Origin of the sequence: Nonomuraea sp. NPDC049028, from assembly GCF_043197735.1 — a bacterium.
GTDB lineage: Bacteria > Actinomycetota > Actinomycetes > Streptosporangiales > Streptosporangiaceae > Nonomuraea.
This window is the reverse complement of sequence record NZ_JBICTR010000011.1, coordinates 491,295-513,034: the sequence shown is the minus strand read 5'-3', so window position 1 is coordinate 513,034 and position 21,740 is coordinate 491,295. Positions and strand designations below refer to the sequence as shown.

Below are 21,740 nucleotides of genomic sequence, written 5' to 3'. Positions count from 1 at the left end.
GGCCAGTACGAGTCGATGCGCGCCACGCTGGAGAAGGACCACACGGCCGGCCAGGACGACGCGCTGCTGGACATCTACCGCAAGCTGCGTCCGGGTGAGCCGCCGACCAAGGAGTCGGCGCAGACCCTGCTGGAGAACCTGTACTTCAACCCCAAGCGGTACGACCTGGCCAAGGTCGGTCGTTACAAGATCAACAAGAAGCTCGGGGTCGGCAGTGAGATCAGCCAGGGGACGCTGACCGAAGAGGACGTCGTCGCCACGATCGAGTACATCGTCCGGCTGCACGCCGGCGAGGAGTCGATGCCGGCCGCCGCCGAGGCGCCGATCGACACCGTGATCGTCGAGGTCGACGACATCGACCACTTCGGCAACCGCCGCCTGCGCAGCGTCGGCGAGCTCATCCAGAACCAGGTCCGCCTGGGCCTGGCCCGCATGGAGCGCGTCGTGCGCGAGCGGATGACGACCCAGGACGTCGAGGCGATCACGCCGCAGACCCTGATCAACATCCGCCCGGTCGTGGCGTCGATCAAGGAGTTCTTCGGCACCTCGCAGCTGTCGCAGTTCATGGACCAGACCAACCCGCTGGCCGGCTTGACGCACAAGAGGCGTCTGTCCGCGCTGGGTCCTGGTGGTCTGTCGCGTGAGCGGGCCGGTTTCGAGGTTCGTGACGTGCACCCGTCGCACTACGGCCGGATGTGCCCGATCGAGACGCCGGAAGGCCCGAACATCGGCCTGATCGGCTCGCTGGCCTCCTACGGGCGGATCAACGCCTTCGGTTTCGTCGAGACGCCGTATCGCAAGGTCGTCGACGGCAAGGTCACCGAGCAGATCGACTACCTGACCGCCGATGAGGAAGACCGTTTCGTCAAGGCGCAGGCCAACACGATCCTCAACCCTGACGGCACGTTCGCCGACGCGCGGGTCCTGGTCCGTACCAAGGGTGGCGAGACCGAGCTGGCGCGGGCCGACGAGGTCGACTACATCGACGTGTCGCCGCGCCAGATGGTGTCGGTCGCCACCGCGATGATCCCGTTCCTGGAGCACGACGACGCCAACCGCGCGCTCATGGGCTCCAACATGCAGAGGCAGTCCGTGCCGCTGCTCAAGAGCGAGGCGCCGCTGGTCGGCACCGGTATGGAATACCGTGCCGCGACCGACGCGGGCGACGTCATCAGCGCCGAGAAGGCGGGTGTGGTCGAGGAGGTCTCGGCCGACTACGTCACCGTGATGAACGACGACGGCACCCGTACGACTTACCGTGTCGCCAAGTTCAAGCGTTCCAACCAGGGCACTTCGTTCAACCAGAAGCCGATCGTGGCCGAGGGCGACCGGGTGGAGGTCAACCAGGTCATCGCCGACGGTCCGTGCACCGACAGCGGTGAGATGGCTCTGGGCAAGAACCTGCTGGTGGCGTTCATGCCGTGGGAGGGTCACAACTACGAAGACGCGATCATCCTGTCCCAGCGGCTGGTCCAGGACGACGTCCTGTCCTCGATTCACATCGAGGAGCACGAGGTCGACGCCCGCGACACCAAGCTGGGCCCGGAGGAGATCACCCGGGACATCCCGAACGTCTCCGAAGAGGTCCTGGCCGACCTCGACGAGCGCGGCATCATCCGCATCGGCGCCGAGGTCGTACCCGGCGACATCCTGGTCGGCAAGGTCACCCCGAAGGGCGAGACCGAGCTGACGCCGGAGGAGCGGCTGCTGCGCGCGATCTTCGGTGAGAAGGCCCGCGAAGTCCGCGACACCTCGCTGAAGGTGCCGCACGGCGAGCAGGGCAAGGTCATCGGCGTCCGCGTCTTCTCCCGTGAGGAAGGCGACGAGCTTCCGCCCGGCGTCAACGAACTGGTCCGTGTCTATGTGGCCCAGAAGCGGAAGATCACCGACGGCGACAAGCTGGCCGGCCGGCACGGCAACAAGGGCGTCATCTCCAAGATCCTGCCCGTGGAGGACATGCCGTTCCTGGAGGACGGCACCCCGGTCGACATCATCCTCAACCCGCTGGGCGTGCCCGGCCGGATGAACGTCGGCCAGGTGCTGGAGACCCACCTGGGCTGGATCGCCGCCCGCGGCTGGGACATCTCCGGCGTCCAGGAGGCCTGGGCCGAACGGCTACGTGACAAGGGCTTCGAGAAGGTCGCCCCGCGCACCAACATGGCCACCCCGGTCTTCGACGGCGCCCACGAGGAAGAGATCGTCGGGCTGCTCGACAACACCATCGCCAACCGCGACGGGGACCGCATGGTCCAGCAGAGCGGTAAGGCCAAACTGTTCGACGGCCGCTCCGGCGAGCCGTTCCCGTACCCGATCTCGGTCGGCTACATCTACATCCTCAAGCTGCTCCACCTGGTCGACGACAAGATCCACGCACGTTCGACCGGCCCGTACTCCATGATCACCCAGCAGCCGCTCGGCGGTAAGGCCCAGTTCGGTGGCCAGCGCTTCGGTGAGATGGAGGTGTGGGCTCTGGAGGCCTACGGCGCCGCCTACGCGCTCCAGGAGCTGCTGACGATCAAGTCCGACGACGTCCTGGGCCGCGTGAAGGTCTACGAGGCGATCGTCAAGGGCGAGAACATCCCCGAGCCGGGAATTCCCGAGTCCTTCAAGGTCCTCATCAAGGAAATGCAGTCGCTGTGCCTGAACGTCGAGGTGCTCTCCAGCGACGGCATGTCCATCGAGATGCGCGACACCGACGAGGACGTCTTCCGCGCCGCGGAAGAGCTCGGCATCGATCTGTCCCGGCGTGAGCCGAGCAGCGTGGAAGAAGTCTGAGGGGGAGATCGCACAAAATGCTAGACGTCAACTTCTTCGACGAGCTCAGGATCGGCCTCGCGACGGCCGACGACATCCGTCAGTGGTCGCACGGCGAGGTAAAGAAGCCAGAGACCATCAACTACCGCACCCTCAAGCCGGAAAAGGACGGGCTCTTCTGCGAGAAGATCTTCGGTCCGACCCGCGACTGGGAGTGCTACTGCGGCAAGTACAAGCGCGTCCGGTTCAAGGGCATCATCTGTGAGCGCTGTGGCGTCGAGGTGACTCGCGCCAAGGTGCGTCGTGAGCGGATGGGCCACATCGAGCTGGCCGCGCCCGTCACGCACATCTGGTACTTCAAGGGCGTCCCGTCTCGCCTTGGCTACCTGCTCGACCTCGCCCCGAAGGACCTGGAGAAGGTCATCTACTTCGCGGCGTACATGATCACGCATGTCGACACCGAGATGCGTGAGCGTGACCTGCCCTCGCTGGAGGCGAAGATCTCCGTCGAGCGGCAGCACATCGAGCAGCGCCGTGACGCCGACGTCGAGGCCAGGCAGAAGAAGCTCGAAGGCGACCTGGGCGAGCTGGAGGCCGCGGGCGCCAAGGGCGACCAGCGCCGCAAGGTTCGTGAGGGCGCCGAGCGCGAGATGCGTCAGCTTCGCGACCGGGCCCAGCGCGAGCTGGACCGGCTCGACGAGGTCTGGAGCCGCTTCAAGAACCTCAAGGTCCAGGACCTTGAGGGCGACGAGCTGCTCTACCGCGAGATGCGCGACCGCTTCGGCCGCTACTTCAAGGGCGGCATGGGCGCGCAGGCGATCCAGGACCGTCTGATCAGCTTCGACCTCGACGTCGAGTCTGAGAACCTGCGCGAGACGATCCGCAGCGGCAAGGGCCAGAAGAAGGCCCGCGCGCTCAAGCGGCTCAAGGTCGTGTCGGCGTTCCTCAACACCACCAACTCGCCGCGCGGCATGGTGCTCGACTGCATTCCGGTCATCCCGCCGGACCTGCGCCCGATGGTGCAGCTCGACGGTGGCCGGTTCGCGACCTCCGACCTGAACGACCTGTACCGCCGGGTCATCAACCGGAACAACCGCCTCAAGCGTCTGCTCGACCTCGGTGCCCCCGAGATCATCGTGAACAACGAGAAGCGGATGCTCCAGGAGGCCGTCGACGCGCTGTTCGACAACGGCCGTCGCGGTCGCCCGGTCACCGGTCCCGGCAACCGTCCGCTCAAGTCCCTCAGCGACATGCTGAAGGGCAAGCAGGGCCGCTTCCGCCAGAACCTGCTGGGCAAGCGAGTCGACTACTCCGGCCGTTCGGTCATCGTCGTCGGCCCGCAGCTCAAGCTGCACCAGTGCGGTCTGCCCAAGCAGATGGCGCTGGAGCTGTTCAAGCCGTTCGTGATGAAGAGGCTGGTCGATCTCAACCACGCCCAGAACATCAAGTCGGCCAAGCGGATGGTCGAGCGGGCGCGTCCGGTCGTGTGGGACGTGCTCGAAGAGGTCATCACCGAGCACCCCGTGCTGCTCAACCGTGCTCCGACGCTCCACCGCCTGGGCATCCAGGCGTTCGAGCCGCAGCTGGTCGAGGGCAAGGCCATCCAGATCCACCCGCTCGTCTGCACCGCGTTCAACGCGGACTTCGACGGCGACCAGATGGCCGTGCACCTGCCGCTGTCGGCTGAGGCCCAGGCCGAGGCACGCATCCTGATGCTCTCGACCAACAACATCCTCAAGCCGGCCGACGGCAAGCCCGTGACGATGCCCACCCAGGACATGGTCATCGGCCTCTACTGGCTGACCACCCACAAGGACGGCGCCAACGGCGAGGGCCGGGTCTTCGGCTCGATCGCCGAGGCCCAGATGGCCTTCGACCGCCACGAGCTGGAGATTCAGGCGAAGATCCAGATCAGGCTCAAGGACGTCCTGCCGCCCCGTGAGTGGGTCGCGCCGGAGGGCTGGGAGCAGGGTGACCCGATCCGCCTGGAGACGACGTTCGGCCGGTGCCTGTTCAACCAGACGCTCCCGGCGAGCTACCCGTTCGTCAACTTCCAGGTCGGCAAGAAGCAGCTGTCCACGATCGTGAACGAGCTGGCCGAGACCTACCCCAAGGTCGACGTGGCCAACTCGCTCGACGCGCTCAAGGACGCCGGCTTCCGCTGGGCGACCCGTTCCGGCGTCACGATCTCGATCGACGACGTCGTCGCGCCGCCGAACAAGGCCGACATCATGGAGAACTACGAGCGCCGGGCCGACAAGGTCCAGCGCGAGTACGAGCGCGGCCTGATCACCGACGAGGAGCGCCGTCAGGAGCTCATCGAGATCTGGACGCACGCCACGGCCGACGTCGAGACCGACATGGTCAACGCCTTCCCGGCGACCAACCCGGTCTGGATGATGGTCAACTCCGGTGCCCGAGGCAACAAGATGCAGGTGCGTCAGATCGCCGGCATCCGTGGCCTGGTGTCCAACACCAAGGGTGAGACGATCCCGCGTCCGATCAAGGCCTCGTTCCGCGAGGGCCTGTCGGTGCTGGAGTACTTCATCTCCACCCACGGACAGCGGAAGGGTCTGGCCGACACCGCCCTGCGTACCGCCGACTCGGGTTACCTGACCCGTCGTCTGGTGGACGTCGCGCAGGACGTCATCGTGCGTGAGATCGACTGCGGCACCGACCGCGCGGTCCCGCTGCACGTCGGCGAGCGGGACTCCTCGGGCAACCTGGTCAAGGCGGAGAACGCCGAGTCCAACGTGCACGGCCGCATCCTGGCCGAGGACGTCGAGGTCGACGGCAAGGTCATCGTGGCGGCGGGTGTCGACATCAACGACAACCACGTCACCGCGCTGGTCGAGGCCGGCATCGAGACCGTCCGCACGCGCAGCGCGCTCGTCTGCGAGGCCAAGATCGGCGTCTGCGCGACCTGCTACGGCCGCTCGCTGGCGACCGGCAAGCTCGTCGACGTCGGCGAGGCGGTCGGCATCATCGCCGCCCAGTCGATCGGTGAGCCGGGCACGCAGCTGACGATGCGTACCTTCCACACCGGTGGTGTGGCGGGCGCGGACATCACCCACGGTCTGCCCCGTGTCCAGGAGCTCTTCGAGGCGCGCATCCCCAAGGGTGTCGCCCCGATCTCCGAGGCCGAGGGCAGGGTCCGCATCGACGAGACCGACAAGTCCCGCAAGCTCGTCATCACTCCGGACGACGGCTCGGAGGAGATCGCCTACCCGGTCTCGATGCGTTCGCGCCTGCTCGTCTCCGACGGCATGCGCGTGACGGTCGGCCAGCAGCTGGTCGCCGGTGCGGTCAACCCCAACGAGGTGCTGCGCATCCTCGGCCCGCGGGCCGTGCAGCTGCACCTGGTGGCGGAGGTCCAGCAGGTCTACCGCTCGCAGGGTGTGTCGATCCACGACAAGCACATCGAGATCATCGTGCGGCAGATGCTCAAGCGCGTGAACGTGCTGGAGTCCGGCGAGACCGACCTGCTGCCCGGCGAGCTCGTCGAGCGTCCGCGCTTCGAGCAGATGAACCGCGAGACGGTGGCGGAGGGCGGCTCTCCGGCCGCCGGTCGTCCGGTGCTCATGGGCATCACGAAGGCGTCGCTCGCCACCGAGTCGTGGCTGTCGGCGGCCTCCTTCCAGGAGACGACCAGGGTCCTGACGGACGCGGCGATCCACGCCAAGTCCGACTCGCTCCTGGGCCTGAAGGAGAACGTCATCATCGGTAAGCTCATCCCGGCCGGTACGGGCATGCCCCAGTACCGCAACATCCGGGTCGAGCCGACCGAAGAGGCCAAGGCGGCCATGTACACCGTTGGTGGATACGACGGTTCCGCGGCCGACTACACCTTCGGCACCGGTAGCGGCGAGGCCGTTCCGCTGGAGGAGTACGACTTCGGTCAGTACAACCGCTAGTCAGCTCTTCGAAGCACCGCGTCCGGGTCTTGGTGATCCGGGCGCGGTGCTTTGTTTTGTCGTTACGGCCGGCCCGGTGGGCCCCACCCGCCATACAGGGCCGGGCTCCCTCCAGGGGCACGCTCCTCCGGTTTACGGGGCTGGGCGCCGCTACGTGCGCGCTGTGGGCCGCCTGGGTGGTCGGAGGGTAGCCGGGGCTACCTCGCCAGGTTGATGCCCAGTATGTCCATCCAGCGCCCGCATGGCCGTGTGGTCTGCCGCGCGAGTCATCCTGGTGAAGCGCGACCAAATACTCCGCGGGCCGGATACAATAGGCGCGGAGCAGTAGCCGGGCATGCATCGAAGAGGCCCAGCGACCAGCAGTAGTGACAGAAGCGAGTCCGCTTTGTCGCGCTGCTTTGACGTGTCGCGTGGGCCTGGGTAGTCTAGAGCATCGTGCCCGTCGTTAGCGGGCTCTCGGCTGTGCGCTCATATTTGGGAGCGCCGGACGGCTTCCTGGCTCGAAGTCCCCTCGGATGTGTCTGTGCGAAGTGCGCGACACGCCCGAGCGCGGGGGCGCCGAGACAGGGAAAACCAGCAGGTCATGACACCGGCAGAACCTGCGAATGAACAACAGACGTATTACCGGCCAAGGCACGAAACGGAGTGGCAGTGCCCACTATTCAGCAGTTGGTCCGCAAGGGCCGGCAGGACAAGGTCGCCAAGACCAAGACTCCTGCCCTAAGGGCGAATCCGCAGCGGCGAGGTGTATGCCAGCGCGTTTACACCACGACCCCCAAGAAGCCCAACTCGGCACTGCGCAAGGTGGCCCGTGTGCGGCTCACCAACGGCATCGAGGTCACGGCGTACATCCCGGGTGTGGGCCACAACCTGCAGGAGCACTCCATCGTGCTCGTGCGCGGCGGTCGTGTGAAGGACCTGCCGGGTGTCCGCTACAAGATCATTCGCGGTTCGCTGGACACCCAGGGTGTCCGCAACCGCAAGCAGGCTCGCAGCAAGTACGGCGCGAAGAGGGAGAAGAGCTAACTATGCCTCGCAAGGGTTCTCCCGGCCGCCGTCAGCTCATGTCTGACCCGGTTTACAGCTCGCCCCTGGTCACCGCTCTGATCAACAAGGTGCTCCTGGACGGCAAGCGTTCCATCGCGCAGTCGATCGTGTACGGCGCCCTTGAGGGCTGCAGGGACAAGACGGGCAACGACCCGGTCGTCACCCTGAAGCGCGCGCTTGACAACGTCAAGCCGACCCTCGAGGTCCGCAGCCGTCGCGTTGGTGGCGCGACCTACCAGGTGCCGGTCGAGGTGCGCGCCGCGCGCAGCACGACCCTGGCCCTGCGCTGGCTGGTGCAGTACTCCCGCGCCCGCCGCGAGAAGACCATGACCGAGCGCCTCATGAACGAGCTCCTCGACGCCAGCAACGGCCTCGGGGCGAGCGTCAAGAAGCGCGAGGACACCCACAAGATGGCCGAGTCCAACAAGGCCTTCGCCCACTACCGCTGGTAACCCCGGCGGGTTCGACGAGACGACGAGGACGCGAGAGAAGTGGCCGCAACGACCGCCCTTGACCTGGCGAAGGTCCGAAACATCGGGATCATCGCCCATATTGACGCGGGTAAGACCACCACGACTGAGCGCATCCTGTTCTACACCGGCATCAACTACAAGATCGGTGAAGTCCACGACGGCGCAGCCACCATGGACTGGATGGAGCAGGAGCAGGAGCGTGGCATCACGATCACGTCTGCCGCGACGACCTGCGAGTGGGCCGGTCACACGATCAACCTGATCGACACCCCGGGCCACGTCGACTTCACCATCGAGGTCGAGCGCAACCTTCGTGTCCTCGACGGTGCGGTCACCGTGTTCGACGGTGTCGCGGGCGTCGAGCCGCAGTCAGAGACGGTGTGGCGTCAGGCCGACCGCTACAACGTCCCCCGCATCTGCTTCGTGAACAAGATGGACCGGGTCGGCGCGGAGTTCCACCGCTGCGTCGACATGATGGTCACCCGTCTTGCCGCGACTCCCGCGGTCATTCAGCTTCCCTGGGGCGTCGAGGCCGGCTTCCGCGGCGTCATCGACCTGGTGAAGATGAAGGGCCTGCTCTGGAGCGAGGACGCGGCCAAGGGCGAGATGTACGACGTCGTCGACATCCCGGCCGACCACGCCGAGGCAGCTCGCGAGTGGCGTGACAAGCTCGTCGAGACCGTCGCCGAGAACGACGACGAGATGATGGAGCTCTTCCTCGAGGCCATCGAGCCCACCGAGGAGCAGCTGGTCGCGGCCATCCGCCGCGCGACGCTGTCCAGCGCCATCAACCCGGTTCTCACCGGCACCGCGTTCAAGAACAAGGGCGTGCAGCCCCTGCTCGACGCGGTGGTCGCCTACCTCCCCGCGCCGACCGACATCCCGGCCTTCGAGGGCCACGCGGTCGGCAACGAGGACAAGGTCGTCGTACGTCACGCGGACCCGGCCGAGCCGTTCTCCGCGCTGGCCTTCAAGATCGCGAGCGACCCGCACCTGGGCAAGATCACCTACATCCGCATCTACTCCGGCACGCTCGAGGCGGGTTCACAGGTCGTGAACTCGGTGAAGGGCAAGAAGGAGCGGATCGGCAAGATCTACCAGATGCACGCTAACAAGCGTGAGGAGCGCCCGGTGGCCTCCGCCGGTCAGATCGTCGCCGTCATGGGTCTCAAGGACACCACGACCGGCGACACCCTGTCCGACCCGGCCAACCAGGTCGTGCTCGAGTCGATGACGTTCCCGGCTCCGGTCATCAACGTCGCGATCGAGCCCAAGACCAAGGGCGACCAGGAGAAGCTGTCGACCGCGATCCAGCGGCTGGCCGAGGAGGACCCGTCCTTCCAGGTCCGTCGTGACGAGGAGACCGGCCAGACGGTCATCTGGGGCATGGGCGAGCTTCACCTGGAGATCCTCGTCGACCGTATGCGTCGCGAGTTCAAGGTCGAGGCCAACGTCGGTCGCCCGCAGGTGGCCTACCGCGAGACCATCCGCCGCACGGTGGACAAGGTCGACTACACCCACAAGAAGCAGACGGGTGGGTCCGGCCAGTTCGCGCGGGTCATCATCAAGCTCGAGCCGCTGGGCGAAGGCAACGACGGCTACGAGTTCGAGAACAAGGTCACCGGTGGCCGTGTCCCGAGGGAGTACATCCCCTCGGTCGACGCGGGTGCTCAGGAGGCCGCCGAGTTCGGCGTGCTGGCCGGCTACCCGATGGTGGGCGTGAAGGTGACGCTGATCGACGGTGCCGCGCACGACGTCGACTCCTCGGAAATGGCCTTCAAGATCGCCGGCTCGATGGCCTTCAAGGAGGCCGCTCGCAAGGCCGATGCTGTACTCCTCGAGCCGATGATGGCCGTCGAGGTCACCACGCCCGAGGACTACATGGGTGACGTCATCGGTGACCTCAACGGTCGCCGCGGACAGATCCAGGCGATGGACGAGCGGGCGGGAGCCCGTGTCGTCTCGGCGCTCGTACCGCTTTCTGAGATGTTCGGCTACGTGGGCGACCTGCGTAGCAAGACGCAGGGGCGCGCGAGCTACAGCATGCAGTTCGACTCCTACTCGGAGGTGCCCCCGGGCATCGCCAAGGAGATCGTCGCGAAGGCCCGGGGCGAATAGTCCCGGGACCCCCGGCTGGGCCTCGCCAAGCCGTAAAGGGGCTTCGGCCTCTGGTGGGGCGGTGCGAGCCGCCCCACCGTCTAGGGGTTCGGGATCACCCGGGCCCGAGTGTGTAGACGAAAGTCAGACAGATTCTCAAGGAGAGAACCAGTGGGCAAGGCCAAGTTCGAGCGGAACAAGCCGCACATGAACATCGGCACCATTGGGCACATCGACCACGGTAAGACCACGCTCACCGCGGCGATCACCAAGGTGCTTCACGACCGTTTCCCCGAGCTGAACAAGGCGACGCCGTTCGACAAGATCGACAAGGCGCCCGAGGAGAAGGCCCGCGGAATTACGATCTCCATCGCGCACGTCGAGTACCAGACCGAGAAGCGCCACTACGCCCACGTGGACTGCCCCGGTCACGCCGACTACGTGAAGAACATGATCACCGGTGCCGCGCAGATGGACGGTGCGATCCTCGTGGTCGCCGCCACTGACGGCCCGATGCCGCAGACGAAGGAGCACGTCCTCCTGGCCCGCCAGGTCGGCGTCCCCTATATCGTCGTGGCCCTCAACAAGGCCGACATGGTCGACGACGAGGAGATCCTGGAGCTCGTCGAGCTCGAGGTTCGTGAGCTCCTGTCCGCTCAGGAGTTCCCCGGCGACGACCTGCCGGTCGTCCGCGTCTCCGCGCTCAAGGCTCTCGAGGGCGACTCGAAGTGGGCCGACAGCATCATCGAGCTGATGAACGCGGTCGACGAGAACGTGCCCGAGCCGCCCCGTGAGACGGACAAGCCGTTCCTCATGCCGGTCGAGGACGTCTTCTCGATCACCGGTCGTGGCACGGTCGTCACCGGCCGTATCGAGCGCGGTGTCGTCAAGATCAACGAGCAGGTCGACATCATCGGCATCAAGCCGGAGAAGACGACCACCACCGTCACCAGCATCGAGATGTTCAACAAGATGCTCGACGAGGGTCACGCGGGCGACAACGCCGCGCTGCTGCTCCGTGGTATCAAGCGCGACGACGTCGAGCGCGGCCAGTGCATCATCAAGCCGGGCACGACCACCCCGCACACCGAGTTCGACGGCCAGGTCTACATCCTGTCGAAGGACGAGGGCGGCCGCCACACGCCGTTCTTCAACAACTACCGCCCGCAGTTCTACTTCCGTACGACTGACGTGACCGGTGTCGTGCACCTCCCCGAGGGCACCGAGATGGTCATGCCGGGCGACAACACCGAAATGCGCGTTGAGCTGATCCAGCCCATCGCCATGGAGGACGGTCTGAAGTTCGCGATCCGTGAGGGTGGCCGCACCGTCGGCGCCGGCCGGGTCGTCAAGATCATCAAGTAGTACGATCGCGGGGCGGCGGTCGGCCCTCGGAAGAAGGCCGACCGCCGCGCCACGAGGGCAGGAGTCCCTACGGCTTCCGCCCTCAGGCTCCACGGGAAAGCCGTGATCTCGCAGTGGCTTCGGAGTGACCGAAGTAACTGCCGGATCACGGAAGAAAACGGCAGATCGACAACGTCTGTCACGTGGGGCCGTGCGGGTTCGTCCTGCACGAACAGCGGCAACAGGCCGCACGATACTTTTTCAGACGACAGCGAAGGACACCGAGGCCACTATGGCGGGACAAAAGATCCGCATCCGGCTTAAGGCCTATGACCACGAGGTCATCGACAGCTCGGCCAAGAAGATCGTCGAGACGGTGACGCGGACTGGCGCGAAGGTCGCGGGCCCGGTGCCGCTGCCGACCGAGAAGAACGTGTACTGCGTCATCCGCTCGCCGCACAAGTACAAGGACAGCCGCGAGCACTTTGAGATGCGCACGCACAAGCGGCTGATTGACATCATCGACCCGACGCCCAAGACCGTCGACTCGCTCATGCGGCTCGACCTCCCCGCGGGCGTCGACATTTCGATCAAGCTCTGAGGGAACGCACTGACATGGCTAAGACGATCAAGGGCGTCCTGGGCAAGAAGCTCGGCATGACCCAGGTCTTCGACGCGGACAACCGGATGGTTCCGGTGACCGTGGTGGAGGCCGGTCCGTGCGTGGTGACCAGGGTCCGCACCGCCGACAAGGATGGCTATTCCGCCGTTCAGCTCGGCTTCGGACAGGTCGACCCGCGGAAGGTCAACAAGCCGCTCGGCGACTACCTGCGTAAGCACGACATCACCCCGCGCCGTTACTTCGCGGAGATCCGCACCGACGACGCGAGCGACTACACCCTGGGCCAGGAGCTGCTGGCCGACACCTTCGAGGCCGGCCAGTTCGTCGATGTGACGGGCAAGAGCAAGGGCAAGGGCTTCGCCGGTGTCATGAAGCGGCACGGCTTCAAGGGTCTGGGCGCGTCGCACGGTACGCAGCGCAAGCACCGCTCGCCGGGTTCCATCGGTGGCTGCGCCACCCCGGGCCGCGTATTCAAGGGTCTGCGCATGGCTGGTCGGATGGGTAACGTCCGCACCACCGTGCAGAGCCTCAAGGTTCACGCCATCGACGTCGAGAACGGTCTCATCCTGATCAAGGGTGCGATCCCCGGCGCCAACGGCAGCCTGGTCCTCGTCCGTACCGCTGCTAAGAAGGGGGCTGCCAAGTGACCAGCATTGACGTCCTCGACGCCAGCGGTAGCAAGGCCGGCACCGTCGACCTGCCCGAAGACATCTTCGGTGCCAAGGTCAACATTCCGCTGATCCACCAGGTGGTCGTGGCCCAGCTCGCCGCTCGCCGGCAGGGCACCCACAAGGCCAAGACCCGTGGCGAGGTCAGGGGCGGCGGCAAGAAGCCGTACCGCCAGAAGGGCACCGGTCGCGCCCGTCAGGGCTCGACCCGCGCGCCGCAGTTCACCGGTGGTGGCGTCGTCCACGGCCCGGTGCCGCGCGACTACTCGCAGCGGACGCCCAAGAAGATGAAGGTCGCCGCCCTGCGTGGCGCCCTGTCGGACCGGGCCGGCGGCGGTCGCGTGCACGTGGTGAGCGGCCTGGTCACCGGCGAGACGCCGAAGACCAAGGCGGCTCTCGAGGCCCTGCGTAAGATCACCCAGTCCAGGACCGTCCTCCTCGTCGTCGACGAGGCCGACGAGCTGACCTGGCTGAGCCTGCGCAACGCTCCCGAGGTCCACCTGCTGGACTCCGGGCAGCTCAACACCTACGACGTGCTCTGCCACGACGACGTGGTCTTCACCCAGGAGGCGTACGACCAGGTCGTGGCGCGGCTGTCGGCAGGGTCGGCCAATTCGAGTGAAGGGGCAGACGCCTGATGGAGAAGATCGCCGACCCGCGCGACGTCATCATCAAGCCGGTCGTCTCTGAGAAGAGCTACGGCCTGATCGATGAGAACAACAAGTACACGTTCCTGGTGAAGAAGACCGCGAACAAGACCCAGGTCAAGATCGCCGTCGAGCAGATCTTCGGGGTCAAGGTCACCAGCGTGAACACGATCAACCGGCAGGGCAAGCGCAAGCGCACCCGCACCGGTTTCGGCAAGCGTCCCGACACCAAGCGCGCGATTGTGAGCCTGGTCGAGGGCGATCGGATCGACATCTTCGGTCAGATCGGCTAGCAGCCATAGAAGTAGGCGGGCCGTACGGCCCGCCAGGGGTCGAGACCGTCGCACGTCCGTGCGGCGGGCTCACCCATGTAACCGACGAAGGATGAACGAAAAAGATGGGCATCCGTAAGTACAAGCCGACGACTCCGGGTCGCCGCGGCTCGAGTGTCTCGGACTTCTCCGAGATCACCCGCAGCACGCCCGAGAAGTCGTTGCTTGCGCCCCTTCATGGCAAGGGCGGCCGCAACGTACACGGCCGGGTCACCGCGCGCCACCAAGGCGGCGGTCACAAGCGCGCCTACCGGATCATTGACTTCCGTAGGCATGACAAGGACGGCATCCCGGCGAAGGTCGCTCACATCGAGTACGACCCCAACCGCACCGCCAACATCGCTCTGCTGCACTACGCCGACGGCGAGAAGCGCTACATCATCGCGCCGACCGGCCTCAAGCAGGGCGACCGCATCGAGAACGGCGCCGGGGCCGACATCAAGCCGGGCAACTGCCTGCCGCTGCGCAACATCCCGACGGGTACCTTCATCCACGCGGTGGAGCTCCGTCCGGGCGGCGGCGCCAAGCTCGGCCGCTCCGCGGGCGCTCAGATCCAGCTGCTCGCCAAGGAAGGCCAGTACGCCACGCTGCGTATGCCGTCCGGCGAAATGCGCATGGTCGACGTGCGCTGCCGGGCGTCGGTGGGTCAGGTCGGTAACGCCGAGCAGGCCAACATCAACTGGGGCAAGGCCGGCCGTATGCGGTGGAAGGGCAAGCGCCCGACCGTCCGTGGTGTCGCCATGAACCCCGTTGACCACCCGCACGGTGGTGGTGAGGGTAAGACCTCCGGTGGTCGCCACCCGGTGAACCCGAAGGGCAAGCCCGAGGGCCGCACCCGCCAGGCCAACAAGTCCAGCGACCGGCTGATCATCCGCCGCCGGAGCAAGAGGAAGAAGCGGTAGGAGCAGCCGATATGCCACGTAGCCTTAAGAAGGGTCCCTTCGTGGACGGCCACCTCGCCAAGAAGGTGGACGCCCAGAACGAGAAGGGCACCAAGACCGTTATCAAGACGTGGTCGCGGCGCTCCATGATCGTGCCTGACATGCTCGGGCACACGATCGCCGTACACGATGGCCGCAAGCACGTCCCGGTGTTCGTCACCGAGTCGATGATCGGCCACAAGCTGGGAGAGTTCGCCCCGACGCGCACCTTCCGCAGCCACGTCAAGGAAGACCGCCGCAGCCGGCGATAAACGCCTTCAGAAGCAGTTAAGAGGAGTAAGCGATGGAAGCCAGGGCTCAGGCGCGGTTCGTCCGCGTCACGCCCCTCAAGGCCCGCCGTGTGGTGGACCTTATTCGCGGGCTGCCCGCTTCGGAGGCGCAGGCCGTGCTGCAGTTCGCTCCCCAGTCGGCGAGCGAGCCGATCTACAAGGTGCTCTCGAGCGCCATGGCAAACGCAGAGCACAACTTCGATCTCGACCCCCAGACGCTCTTCGTGAGCCGGGCGTGGGTCGACGAGGGCCCGACGCTGAAGCGGTTCCGTCCGCGTGCCCAGGGTCGTGCCTATCGGATCAACAAGCGGACGAGCCACATCACCGTGATCGTGGAGTCCCGCGAGCCGAAGGGAAGGACCCGATAGTGGGCCAGAAGGTTAACCCGCACGGGTTCCGCCTCGGCATCACGACCGACTTCAAGAGCCGGTGGTACGCCGACAAGCTGTACAAGTCGTACGTCGCCGAGGACGTGTCGATCCGTCGCATGCTGCAGAAGGGCATGGAGCGGGCCGGTATCTCCAAGGTGGAGATCGAGCGCACGACCGACCGCGTCCAGGTCGACATCCACACCGCCCGGCCGGGCATCGTCATCGGCCGTCGCGGCGCGGAGGCCGACCGGATCCGTGGCGACCTGGAGAAGCTGACCAAGAAGCAGGTTCAGCTCAACATCCTCGAGGTGAAGAACCCCGAGATCGACGCCCAGCTCGTCGCGCAGGGTGTCGCCGAGCAGCTCTCCAGCCGTGTCTCGTTCCGCCGCGCCATGCGCAAGGCGATGCAGTCGGCCATGAAGAGCGGCGCCAAGGGCATCCGGGTGCAGTGCTCCGGTCGTCTTGGCGGCGCCGAGATGTCGAGGTCGGAGTTCTACCGCGAGGGCCGCGTGCCGCTGCACACGCTCCGCGCGGACATCGACTACGGCTTCTACGAGGCCCGCACCACCTTCGGCCGCATCGGCGTGAAGGTGTGGATCTACAAGGGCGAGGCGCCCACGAGCCGCGCCGAGCGCGAGGCGGCGGCTGCCGGCGCACGTGCCGGCCAGCGTCGCGAGCGTGACGACCGTCGCGGTGGCGGCGGTGCCGGTGGCGACCGTCCGCGCCGTGGTGGCGCCGGTGGCGCCCGTCGCGGTGGCGGTCGTGGCGACCGTGCCCCCAGGACTGAGGCGGCCTCACAGGCTGCCCCCGAGACCGGCCCGGCTGCGCAGCCGGGTGCTGAAGGGAGCTGACCATGCTGATCCCGCGCAGGGTCAAGCACCGCAAGCAGCACCGGCCCGACCGCAGTGGCGCCGCCAAGGGTGGCACCAGGGTCGTGTTCGGCGAGTTCGGCATCCAGGCTGTTGAGCACTCCTACGTGACCAACCGCCAGATCGAGTCGGCTCGTATTGCGATGACCCGTCACATCAAGCGTGGTGGAAAGGTGTGGATCAACATCTACCCCGACCGCCCGCTGACCAAGAAGCCGGCTGAGACCCGCATGGGTTCCGGTAAGGGTTCGCCCGAGTGGTGGATCGCCAACGTCAAGCCGGGTCGCGTCATGTTCGAGCTTTCCGGTGTCGCCGAGTCGGTTGCCCGCGAGGCACTCACTCGCGCGATCCACAAGCTGCCCATGAAGTGCAAGATCGTTAAGCGTGAAGTTGGTGAGGCGTGATGGCTAAGGGCCTGACCGCCGGCGAGCTGCGAGTCGAGGACGAGGACACCCTGGTCCAGAAGCTCAAGGAAGCCAAGGAGGAGCTGTTCAACCTCCGCTTCCAGGCAGCGACCGGACAGTTGGAGAGCCACGGGCGGCTGCGCGCCGTCCGCCGCGAGATCGCCCGTATCTACACCGTGATGCGCGAGCGCGAGCTTGGCATCATCACGGTCGAGAAGGAGACGAGCGATGGCTGAGACCGAGACCACAGAGACCACCGAGACGAACGACGACGCGCGGAACTTCCGCAAGGTCCGTGAGGGCCTGGTCGTCAGCGACAAGATGGACAAGACCGTCGTCGTCGCCGTCGAGGACCGGGTCAAGCACCGTCTGTACGGCAAGGTCATCCGCCGTACGACCAAGTACAAGGCGCACGACGAGGCCAACGCCTGTGGCGTCGGCGACCGCGTGCTGCTGATGGAGACCCGCCCCCTCTCCGCCACCAAGCGGTGGAGGGTCGTGGAGATCCTCGAGAAGGCCAAGTAACCTAACGGCTTCTCGGATATACGCGCCTCGTGGGGGCCGCCAAGCCCCCATGACGGTGTCCAAGGACGCGAGGCTCCGGCCTCGCGTCGCCTGCGGTGCGGCTCCAGGGCTGTGGCCGGAGGAAAAAGACCATAGAGGTTCCGCCAGGCTCGGCATCGACGAGAACCGGCGCGACTAATCAGGAGAAAACAGTGATCCAGCAGGAGTCGCGGCTCAAGGTCGCCGACAACACGGGTGCCAAGGAGATTCTTTGCATCCGCGTTCTCGGTGGCTCGGGCCGACGCTACGCCGGTATCGGCGACGTCATCGTCGCCACCGTCAAGGATGCCCTGCCCGGTAGCACCGGCGTCAAGAAGGGCGACGTGGTCAAGGCCGTCATCGTCCGCACGGCCAAGGAGCGCCGCCGGCCGGACGGCTCCTACATCCGCTTCGACGAGAACGCCGCCGTCATCATCAAGGACAGCGGTGACCCTCGTGGCACCCGTATCTTCGGCCCGGTGGGCCGTGAGCTGCGCGACAAGAAGTTCATGCGCATCATCTCGCTCGCGCCGGAGGTGCTGTAATGCCGAAGCTGCATGTGAAGAAGGGTGACCTCGTCCAGGTCATCACCGGCAAGGACAAGGGTGCCAAGGGTCATGTCATCGCCACCCTCCCGCGGGAAGACCGCGTGGTGGTCGAGGGCGTCAACATGATCAAGAAGCACACCAAGGAGACCCACCAGGGCCCGCGTGGCGCCAAGACCGGCGGCGTGCAGACCATGGAGGCTCCCATCCACGTGAGCAACGTGAAGAAGCTCAAGGACGAGAAGCGCGAGGACAAGCCCGCCGACAAGAAGGCCGAGGACAAGGCCGACGAGACGGGTGAGGACAGCTGATGACTGCCACGACCACTGAGACCGAGCGTCCGACGCCGCGCCTCAAGACGAAGTACCGCGAGGAGATCGCGGCCAAGCTTCGCGAGGACTTCGGCATCGAGAACGTCATGCAGATCCCCGGCCTGGTGAAGATCAAGGTCAACATGGGTGTCGGCGAGGCGGCTCGCGACTCGAAGCTCATCGAGGGCGCTGTGCGCGACCTCACCGTGATCACCGGCCAGAAGCCGGCCGTCGTCCGGGCGCGCAAGTCCATCGCCCAGTTCAAGCTGCGCGAGGGCATGCCGATCGGCGCGCACGTCACGCTCCGCGGCGACCGGATGTGGGAGTTCCTCGACAGGCTGCTGTCGCTGGCGCTGCCCCGCATCAGGGACTTCCGTGGCCTGTCGCCCAAGCAGTTCGACGGCAACGGCAACTACACGTTCGGTCTGACCGAGCAGGTCATGTTCCACGAGGTCGACCAGGACAAGGTCGACCGGCCGCGGGGCATGGACATCACGGTCGTGACCACCGCGAAGACCGACGACCAGGGCCGGGCGCTGCTGAAGCTCCTCGGGTTCCCCTTCAAGGAGGCCTGATCATGGCGAAGAAGTCGCTGATCGCCAAGGCAGGGCGTAAGCAGAAGTTCGAAGTCCGGGCGTACACCCGCTGCACGCGTTGTGGCCGGCCCCGCGCCGTCTACCGCAAGTTCGGGCTCTGCCGCGTGTGCTTCCGTGAGATGGCGCACCGGGGCGAGCTGCCCGGCATCACCAAGTCCAGCTGGTAGTTACCCTAGGGGGCGGCCACGTGTCGCCCCCGTGGGGGCTGCTCGCCGTACATATGTAGAACTGTCAAACCGGGTGCTCTCCCAGAGAGCACCCATGACCGCGCCGAAGGTCCACCGGTAGAGCTCCGCTTCACCGACTGGAAACCGCGGCGAGGAAGGCCACTGGCCATGACGATGACCGACCCGATCGCAGACATGCTGACGCGTCTGCGTAATGCGAACTCGGCGTATCACGACAGCGTGACCATGCCGTATTCGAAGATCAAGGCGCACATCGCCGAGATCCTCCAGCAGGAGGGTTACATCCAGGCTTGGACCGTCGAAGACGCCAAGGTTGGCAAGAACCTCGTGGTGGAGCTCAAGTTCGGGCCTACCCGTGAGCGGTCGCTCGCGGGTCTGCGCCGGGTGTCGAAGCCCGGTCTGCGGGTGTATGCGAAGAAGGACAACCTGCCTCGCGTTCTGGGAGGGCTGGGTGTCGCGATCATCTCGACGTCCGCCGGTCTCATGACCGACAAGCAGGCCGGCAAGCGTGGTGTGGGCGGGGAAGTCCTCGCCTACGTCTGGTAGAGGGGAGGAACACAGCATGTCGAGAATCGGACGGCTGCCCATCCCTGTGCCGAGCGGCGTTGACATCGCGATCAGCGGCCAGGATGTCCAGGTCAAGGGCCCGAAGGGCACGCTTTCTCATACAGTCGCGGACCCCATCACGGTGGGTCGCGATGACGACGGCGCCATCGCCGTCACCCGGCCCAACGACGAGAACAAGGTCCGTGCGCTGCACGGCCTGTCGCGGACGCTGATCGCCAACATGGTGCAGGGCGTCACGCAGGGCTACTCCAAGACCTTGGAGATCGTCGGCGTCGGTTACCGCGTTCAGGCCAAGGGCCCGACGCAGCTGGAGTTCGCACTGGGCTTCAGTCACCCGGTCATCGTCGACGCCCCTGAGGGCGTCACCTTCCGCGTCGAGAAGCCGACCCTGTTCCACGTGGACGGCATCGACAAGCAGAAGGTCGGCGAGGTCGCGGCCAACATCCGCAAGTTGCGCAAGCCTGACCCGTACAAGGGCAAGGGCGTGCGTTACCAGGGCGAACAGATCCGCCGCAAGGTCGGAAAGGCTGGTAAGTAGGCATGGCTCCGAAGACTGCGTTCGGCAAGCACACGGCTGCCCGCACCGTCTCGCGGGCCCGCCGTCACCGCCGCGTCCGCAAGAACGTCGTCGGTACGGCCGCGCGTCCGCGCTTGGTCGTCAACCGTTCGACTCGTCACCTGTTCGTGCAGATCGTGGACGACTCCGTCGGCCACACGCTGGTGAGCGCGTCCACCATGGACTCCGCGCTGCGCACGCTCGAGGCTGACAAGACCGAGAAGGCCAAGAAGGTCGGCGAGCTCCTCGCTCAGCGGGCCAAGGAAGCCGGGATCACGGCGGTCGTGTTCGACCGCGGTGGCAACCGCTACGCCGGGCGCATCGCCGCTCTGGCGGACAGCGCCCGCGAAGGTGGGCTCGAGTTCTGATATGGCAACTGAGATGAGGAACCACTGATGGCTGCAGCTCCGCGTCGCGGTGGCGGCACCGGTGGCGAGCGGCGGGACCGTCGTGACGATCGCCGCGGTGGCGCCGCCGACAAGGGCGTCTCGTACATCGAGCGCGTAGTGAAGATCAACCGAGTGGCCAAGGTCGTGAAGGGTGGTCGTCGCTTCAGCTTCACCGCCCTCGTCGTCGTCGGTGACGGCAACGGCCTGGTCGGCGTCGGCTATGGCAAGGCCAAGGAAGTACCCGCGGCCATCGCCAAGGGCGTCGAAGAGGCCAAGAAGCACTTCTTCAAGGTCCCGAGGATCCAGGGCACCATCCCGCACACCGTGCAGGGTGAGGAGGCGGCCGGTGTCGTCTTCCTGCGTCCGGCTTCCGCCGGTACCGGCGTCATTGCCGGTGGCCCGGTGCGCGCCGTTCTGGAGTGCGCCGGCATCCACGACGTCCTGTCCAAGTCGCTCGGCTCGGACAACCCCATCAACATCGTGCACGCCACGGTGGCGGCTCTGAAGGGTCTTTCCCGGCCCGAGGAGATCGCCGCCCGCCGTGGTCTGCCGATCGAGGACGTCGCTCCGGCCCGGATGCTGAAGGCTCAGCGCGAAGGTATCGCCGAAGCGGCGGCCGCCAAGGCGGTGAGCTAGTCATGGCACGCCTGAAGATCACTCAGGTTCGCTCGAAGATCGGTGGCAAGCAGAACCAGCGTGACTCGCTGCGTTCGCTTGGCCTGAAGCGAATCGGCGATGTCGTCGTCAAGGAGGACCGGCCCGAGATTCGCGGCATGGTCTCCGTGGTGACGCACCTCGTCGAGGTGGAAGAGGTCGACTAGTCATGACTGACAAGGCTCCGCTCAAGATTCACGACCTGCGTCCGGCCCCCGGCGCCAACAAGGCCAAGATCCGCAAGGGTCGCGGCGAGGCGTCCAAGGGTAAGACGGCCGGTCGCGGTACCAAGGGCAGCCACGCCCGTACGACGGTCCCCCTCGGTTTCGAGGGTGGCCAGGTGCCGCTGCAGAGGCGTCTGCCGAAGCTCAAGGGCTTCTCCAACGCGCTGTTCAAGACGACCTACCAGGTCGTCAACCTGGACAAGCTCGGCGAGCTGTTCCCCGAGGGTGGCGAGGTCACCGTCGAGACGCTGGTCGCCAAGGGCGCTGTCCGCAAGAACCAGCTGGTGAAGGTGCTCGGCACCGGCGAGATCTCGGTCGCGGTGAACGTGCGGGCGCATGCCTTCTCGTCCTCCGCGAAGGAGAAAATCGCCGCTGCTGGGGGTTCCGTTACCGAGCTGTAAGAGCTATTACGAGG

Annotated in this window: 27 protein-coding genes; all 27 read left to right on the top strand. The window is 66.1% G+C overall.

Annotation, left to right across the window (positions count from 1 at the left end; genetic code table 11):
* Positions 1-2,775: DNA-directed RNA polymerase subunit beta (gene rpoB, locus ACGFJ2_RS41420; protein ID WP_393477849.1), on the top strand; the 2,775-nt coding region annotated here is incomplete at its 5' end.
* Positions 2,776-2,792: 17 nt separating this feature from the next.
* Positions 2,793-6,668: a DNA-directed RNA polymerase subunit beta' gene (locus ACGFJ2_RS41415; protein WP_357948159.1), complete on the top strand. Its 3,876-nt coding sequence runs from the start codon at positions 2,793-2,795 to the stop codon at positions 6,666-6,668.
* 651 nt (positions 6,669-7,319) lie between these two features.
* Positions 7,320-7,694, top strand: coding sequence for a 30S ribosomal protein S12 (rpsL, locus tag ACGFJ2_RS41410; protein WP_214633169.1), 375 nt, complete (start codon positions 7,320-7,322; stop codon positions 7,692-7,694).
* 2 nt (positions 7,695-7,696) lie between these two features.
* Positions 7,697-8,167, top strand: a complete 471-nt coding sequence (gene rpsG / locus ACGFJ2_RS41405) for a 30S ribosomal protein S7 (RefSeq protein ID WP_138670613.1) — start codon at positions 7,697-7,699, stop codon at positions 8,165-8,167.
* A gap of 39 nt (positions 8,168-8,206) precedes the next feature.
* Positions 8,207-10,306: an elongation factor G gene (gene fusA / locus ACGFJ2_RS41400; protein WP_357948162.1), complete on the top strand. Its 2,100-nt coding sequence runs from the start codon at positions 8,207-8,209 to the stop codon at positions 10,304-10,306.
* Between the two features lie 150 nt (positions 10,307-10,456).
* Positions 10,457-11,650, top strand: a complete 1,194-nt coding sequence (gene tuf / locus ACGFJ2_RS41395) for an elongation factor Tu (RefSeq protein WP_225293953.1) — start codon at positions 10,457-10,459, stop codon at positions 11,648-11,650.
* A 271-nt stretch (positions 11,651-11,921) separates the two neighbouring features.
* Entirely contained in the window at positions 11,922-12,230 is a 309-nt protein-coding gene (rpsJ, locus tag ACGFJ2_RS41390) for a 30S ribosomal protein S10 (protein ID WP_012887830.1), read from the top strand.
* A 14-nt stretch (positions 12,231-12,244) separates the two neighbouring features.
* Positions 12,245-12,898, top strand: a complete 654-nt coding sequence (gene rplC / locus ACGFJ2_RS41385; RefSeq protein WP_225293952.1) for a 50S ribosomal protein L3 — start codon at positions 12,245-12,247, stop codon at positions 12,896-12,898.
* On the top strand, positions 12,895-13,557 hold the full coding sequence (gene rplD, locus ACGFJ2_RS41380; protein WP_357948166.1) for a 50S ribosomal protein L4: 663 nt from the start codon (positions 12,895-12,897) through the stop codon (positions 13,555-13,557). The genes rplC and rplD overlap by 4 nt, the downstream gene beginning before the upstream one ends.
* Positions 13,557-13,859, top strand: a complete 303-nt coding sequence (gene rplW, locus ACGFJ2_RS41375) for a 50S ribosomal protein L23 (RefSeq protein WP_221519391.1) — start codon at positions 13,557-13,559, stop codon at positions 13,857-13,859. The genes rplD and rplW overlap by 1 nt, the downstream gene beginning before the upstream one ends.
* A 104-nt stretch (positions 13,860-13,963) precedes the next feature.
* Positions 13,964-14,800, top strand: coding sequence for a 50S ribosomal protein L2 (gene rplB / locus ACGFJ2_RS41370; RefSeq protein ID WP_225293948.1), 837 nt, complete (start codon positions 13,964-13,966; stop codon positions 14,798-14,800).
* 11 nt (positions 14,801-14,811) lie between these two features.
* Positions 14,812-15,090, top strand: a complete 279-nt coding sequence (gene rpsS / locus ACGFJ2_RS41365) for a 30S ribosomal protein S19 (RefSeq protein WP_225293946.1) — start codon at positions 14,812-14,814, stop codon at positions 15,088-15,090.
* 32 nt (positions 15,091-15,122) lie between these two features.
* Positions 15,123-15,476: a 50S ribosomal protein L22 gene (rplV, locus tag ACGFJ2_RS41360; protein ID WP_219539598.1), complete on the top strand. Its 354-nt coding sequence runs from the start codon at positions 15,123-15,125 to the stop codon at positions 15,474-15,476.
* Positions 15,476-16,330: a 30S ribosomal protein S3 gene (gene rpsC, locus ACGFJ2_RS41355; RefSeq protein ID WP_393477843.1), complete on the top strand. Its 855-nt coding sequence runs from the start codon at positions 15,476-15,478 to the stop codon at positions 16,328-16,330. Before rplV ends, rpsC begins: the two co-directional genes overlap by 1 nt.
* Before the next feature lie 2 nt (positions 16,331-16,332).
* Positions 16,333-16,752: a 50S ribosomal protein L16 gene (gene rplP / locus ACGFJ2_RS41350; RefSeq protein WP_219539596.1), complete on the top strand. Its 420-nt coding sequence runs from the start codon at positions 16,333-16,335 to the stop codon at positions 16,750-16,752.
* Entirely contained in the window at positions 16,752-16,988 is a 237-nt protein-coding gene (gene rpmC, locus ACGFJ2_RS41345) for a 50S ribosomal protein L29 (RefSeq protein ID WP_214633180.1), read from the top strand. The genes rplP and rpmC overlap by 1 nt, the downstream gene beginning before the upstream one ends.
* The gene (gene rpsQ / locus ACGFJ2_RS41340) at positions 16,981-17,277 is read left to right on the top strand and encodes a 30S ribosomal protein S17 (protein ID WP_219539595.1); all 297 of its coding nucleotides are present in this window, start codon (positions 16,981-16,983) and stop codon (positions 17,275-17,277) included. Before rpmC ends, rpsQ begins: the two co-directional genes overlap by 8 nt.
* 191 nt (positions 17,278-17,468) lie before the next feature.
* Entirely contained in the window at positions 17,469-17,840 is a 372-nt protein-coding gene (rplN, locus tag ACGFJ2_RS41335; protein ID WP_225293942.1) for a 50S ribosomal protein L14, read from the top strand.
* An 8-nt stretch (positions 17,841-17,848) separates the two neighbouring features.
* On the top strand, positions 17,849-18,151 hold the full coding sequence (rplX, locus tag ACGFJ2_RS41330; RefSeq protein ID WP_225293984.1) for a 50S ribosomal protein L24: 303 nt from the start codon (positions 17,849-17,851) through the stop codon (positions 18,149-18,151).
* Positions 18,151-18,726 carry a 50S ribosomal protein L5 gene (gene rplE, locus ACGFJ2_RS41325; protein WP_225293940.1) on the top strand — a complete coding sequence of 192 codons (576 nt, stop codon included), beginning with the start codon at positions 18,151-18,153 and terminating at the stop codon, positions 18,724-18,726. The genes rplX and rplE overlap by 1 nt, the downstream gene beginning before the upstream one ends.
* A gap of 2 nt (positions 18,727-18,728) precedes the next feature.
* Positions 18,729-18,914, top strand: coding sequence for a type Z 30S ribosomal protein S14 (locus ACGFJ2_RS41320; RefSeq protein ID WP_090769707.1), 186 nt, complete (start codon positions 18,729-18,731; stop codon positions 18,912-18,914).
* A 168-nt stretch (positions 18,915-19,082) separates the two neighbouring features.
* Positions 19,083-19,481: a 30S ribosomal protein S8 gene (rpsH, locus tag ACGFJ2_RS41315; RefSeq protein WP_192789898.1), complete on the top strand. Its 399-nt coding sequence runs from the start codon at positions 19,083-19,085 to the stop codon at positions 19,479-19,481.
* 16 nt (positions 19,482-19,497) lie between these two features.
* Entirely contained in the window at positions 19,498-20,040 is a 543-nt protein-coding gene (gene rplF / locus ACGFJ2_RS41310; protein WP_225293938.1) for a 50S ribosomal protein L6, read from the top strand.
* A 2-nt stretch (positions 20,041-20,042) separates the two neighbouring features.
* Positions 20,043-20,426 carry a 50S ribosomal protein L18 gene (gene rplR, locus ACGFJ2_RS41305; protein WP_225293936.1) on the top strand — a complete coding sequence of 128 codons (384 nt, stop codon included), beginning with the start codon at positions 20,043-20,045 and terminating at the stop codon, positions 20,424-20,426.
* A 27-nt stretch (positions 20,427-20,453) separates the two neighbouring features.
* On the top strand, positions 20,454-21,083 hold the full coding sequence (gene rpsE / locus ACGFJ2_RS41300) for a 30S ribosomal protein S5 (protein WP_049572667.1): 630 nt from the start codon (positions 20,454-20,456) through the stop codon (positions 21,081-21,083).
* 2 nt (positions 21,084-21,085) lie between these two features.
* Positions 21,086-21,268 carry a 50S ribosomal protein L30 gene (gene rpmD, locus ACGFJ2_RS41295; RefSeq protein WP_080043226.1) on the top strand — a complete coding sequence of 61 codons (183 nt, stop codon included), beginning with the start codon at positions 21,086-21,088 and terminating at the stop codon, positions 21,266-21,268.
* A gap of 2 nt (positions 21,269-21,270) precedes the next feature.
* Positions 21,271-21,726 carry a 50S ribosomal protein L15 gene (gene rplO / locus ACGFJ2_RS41290; RefSeq protein ID WP_357948174.1) on the top strand — a complete coding sequence of 152 codons (456 nt, stop codon included), beginning with the start codon at positions 21,271-21,273 and terminating at the stop codon, positions 21,724-21,726.
* The last annotated feature ends 14 nt before the right edge of the window (positions 21,727-21,740 follow it).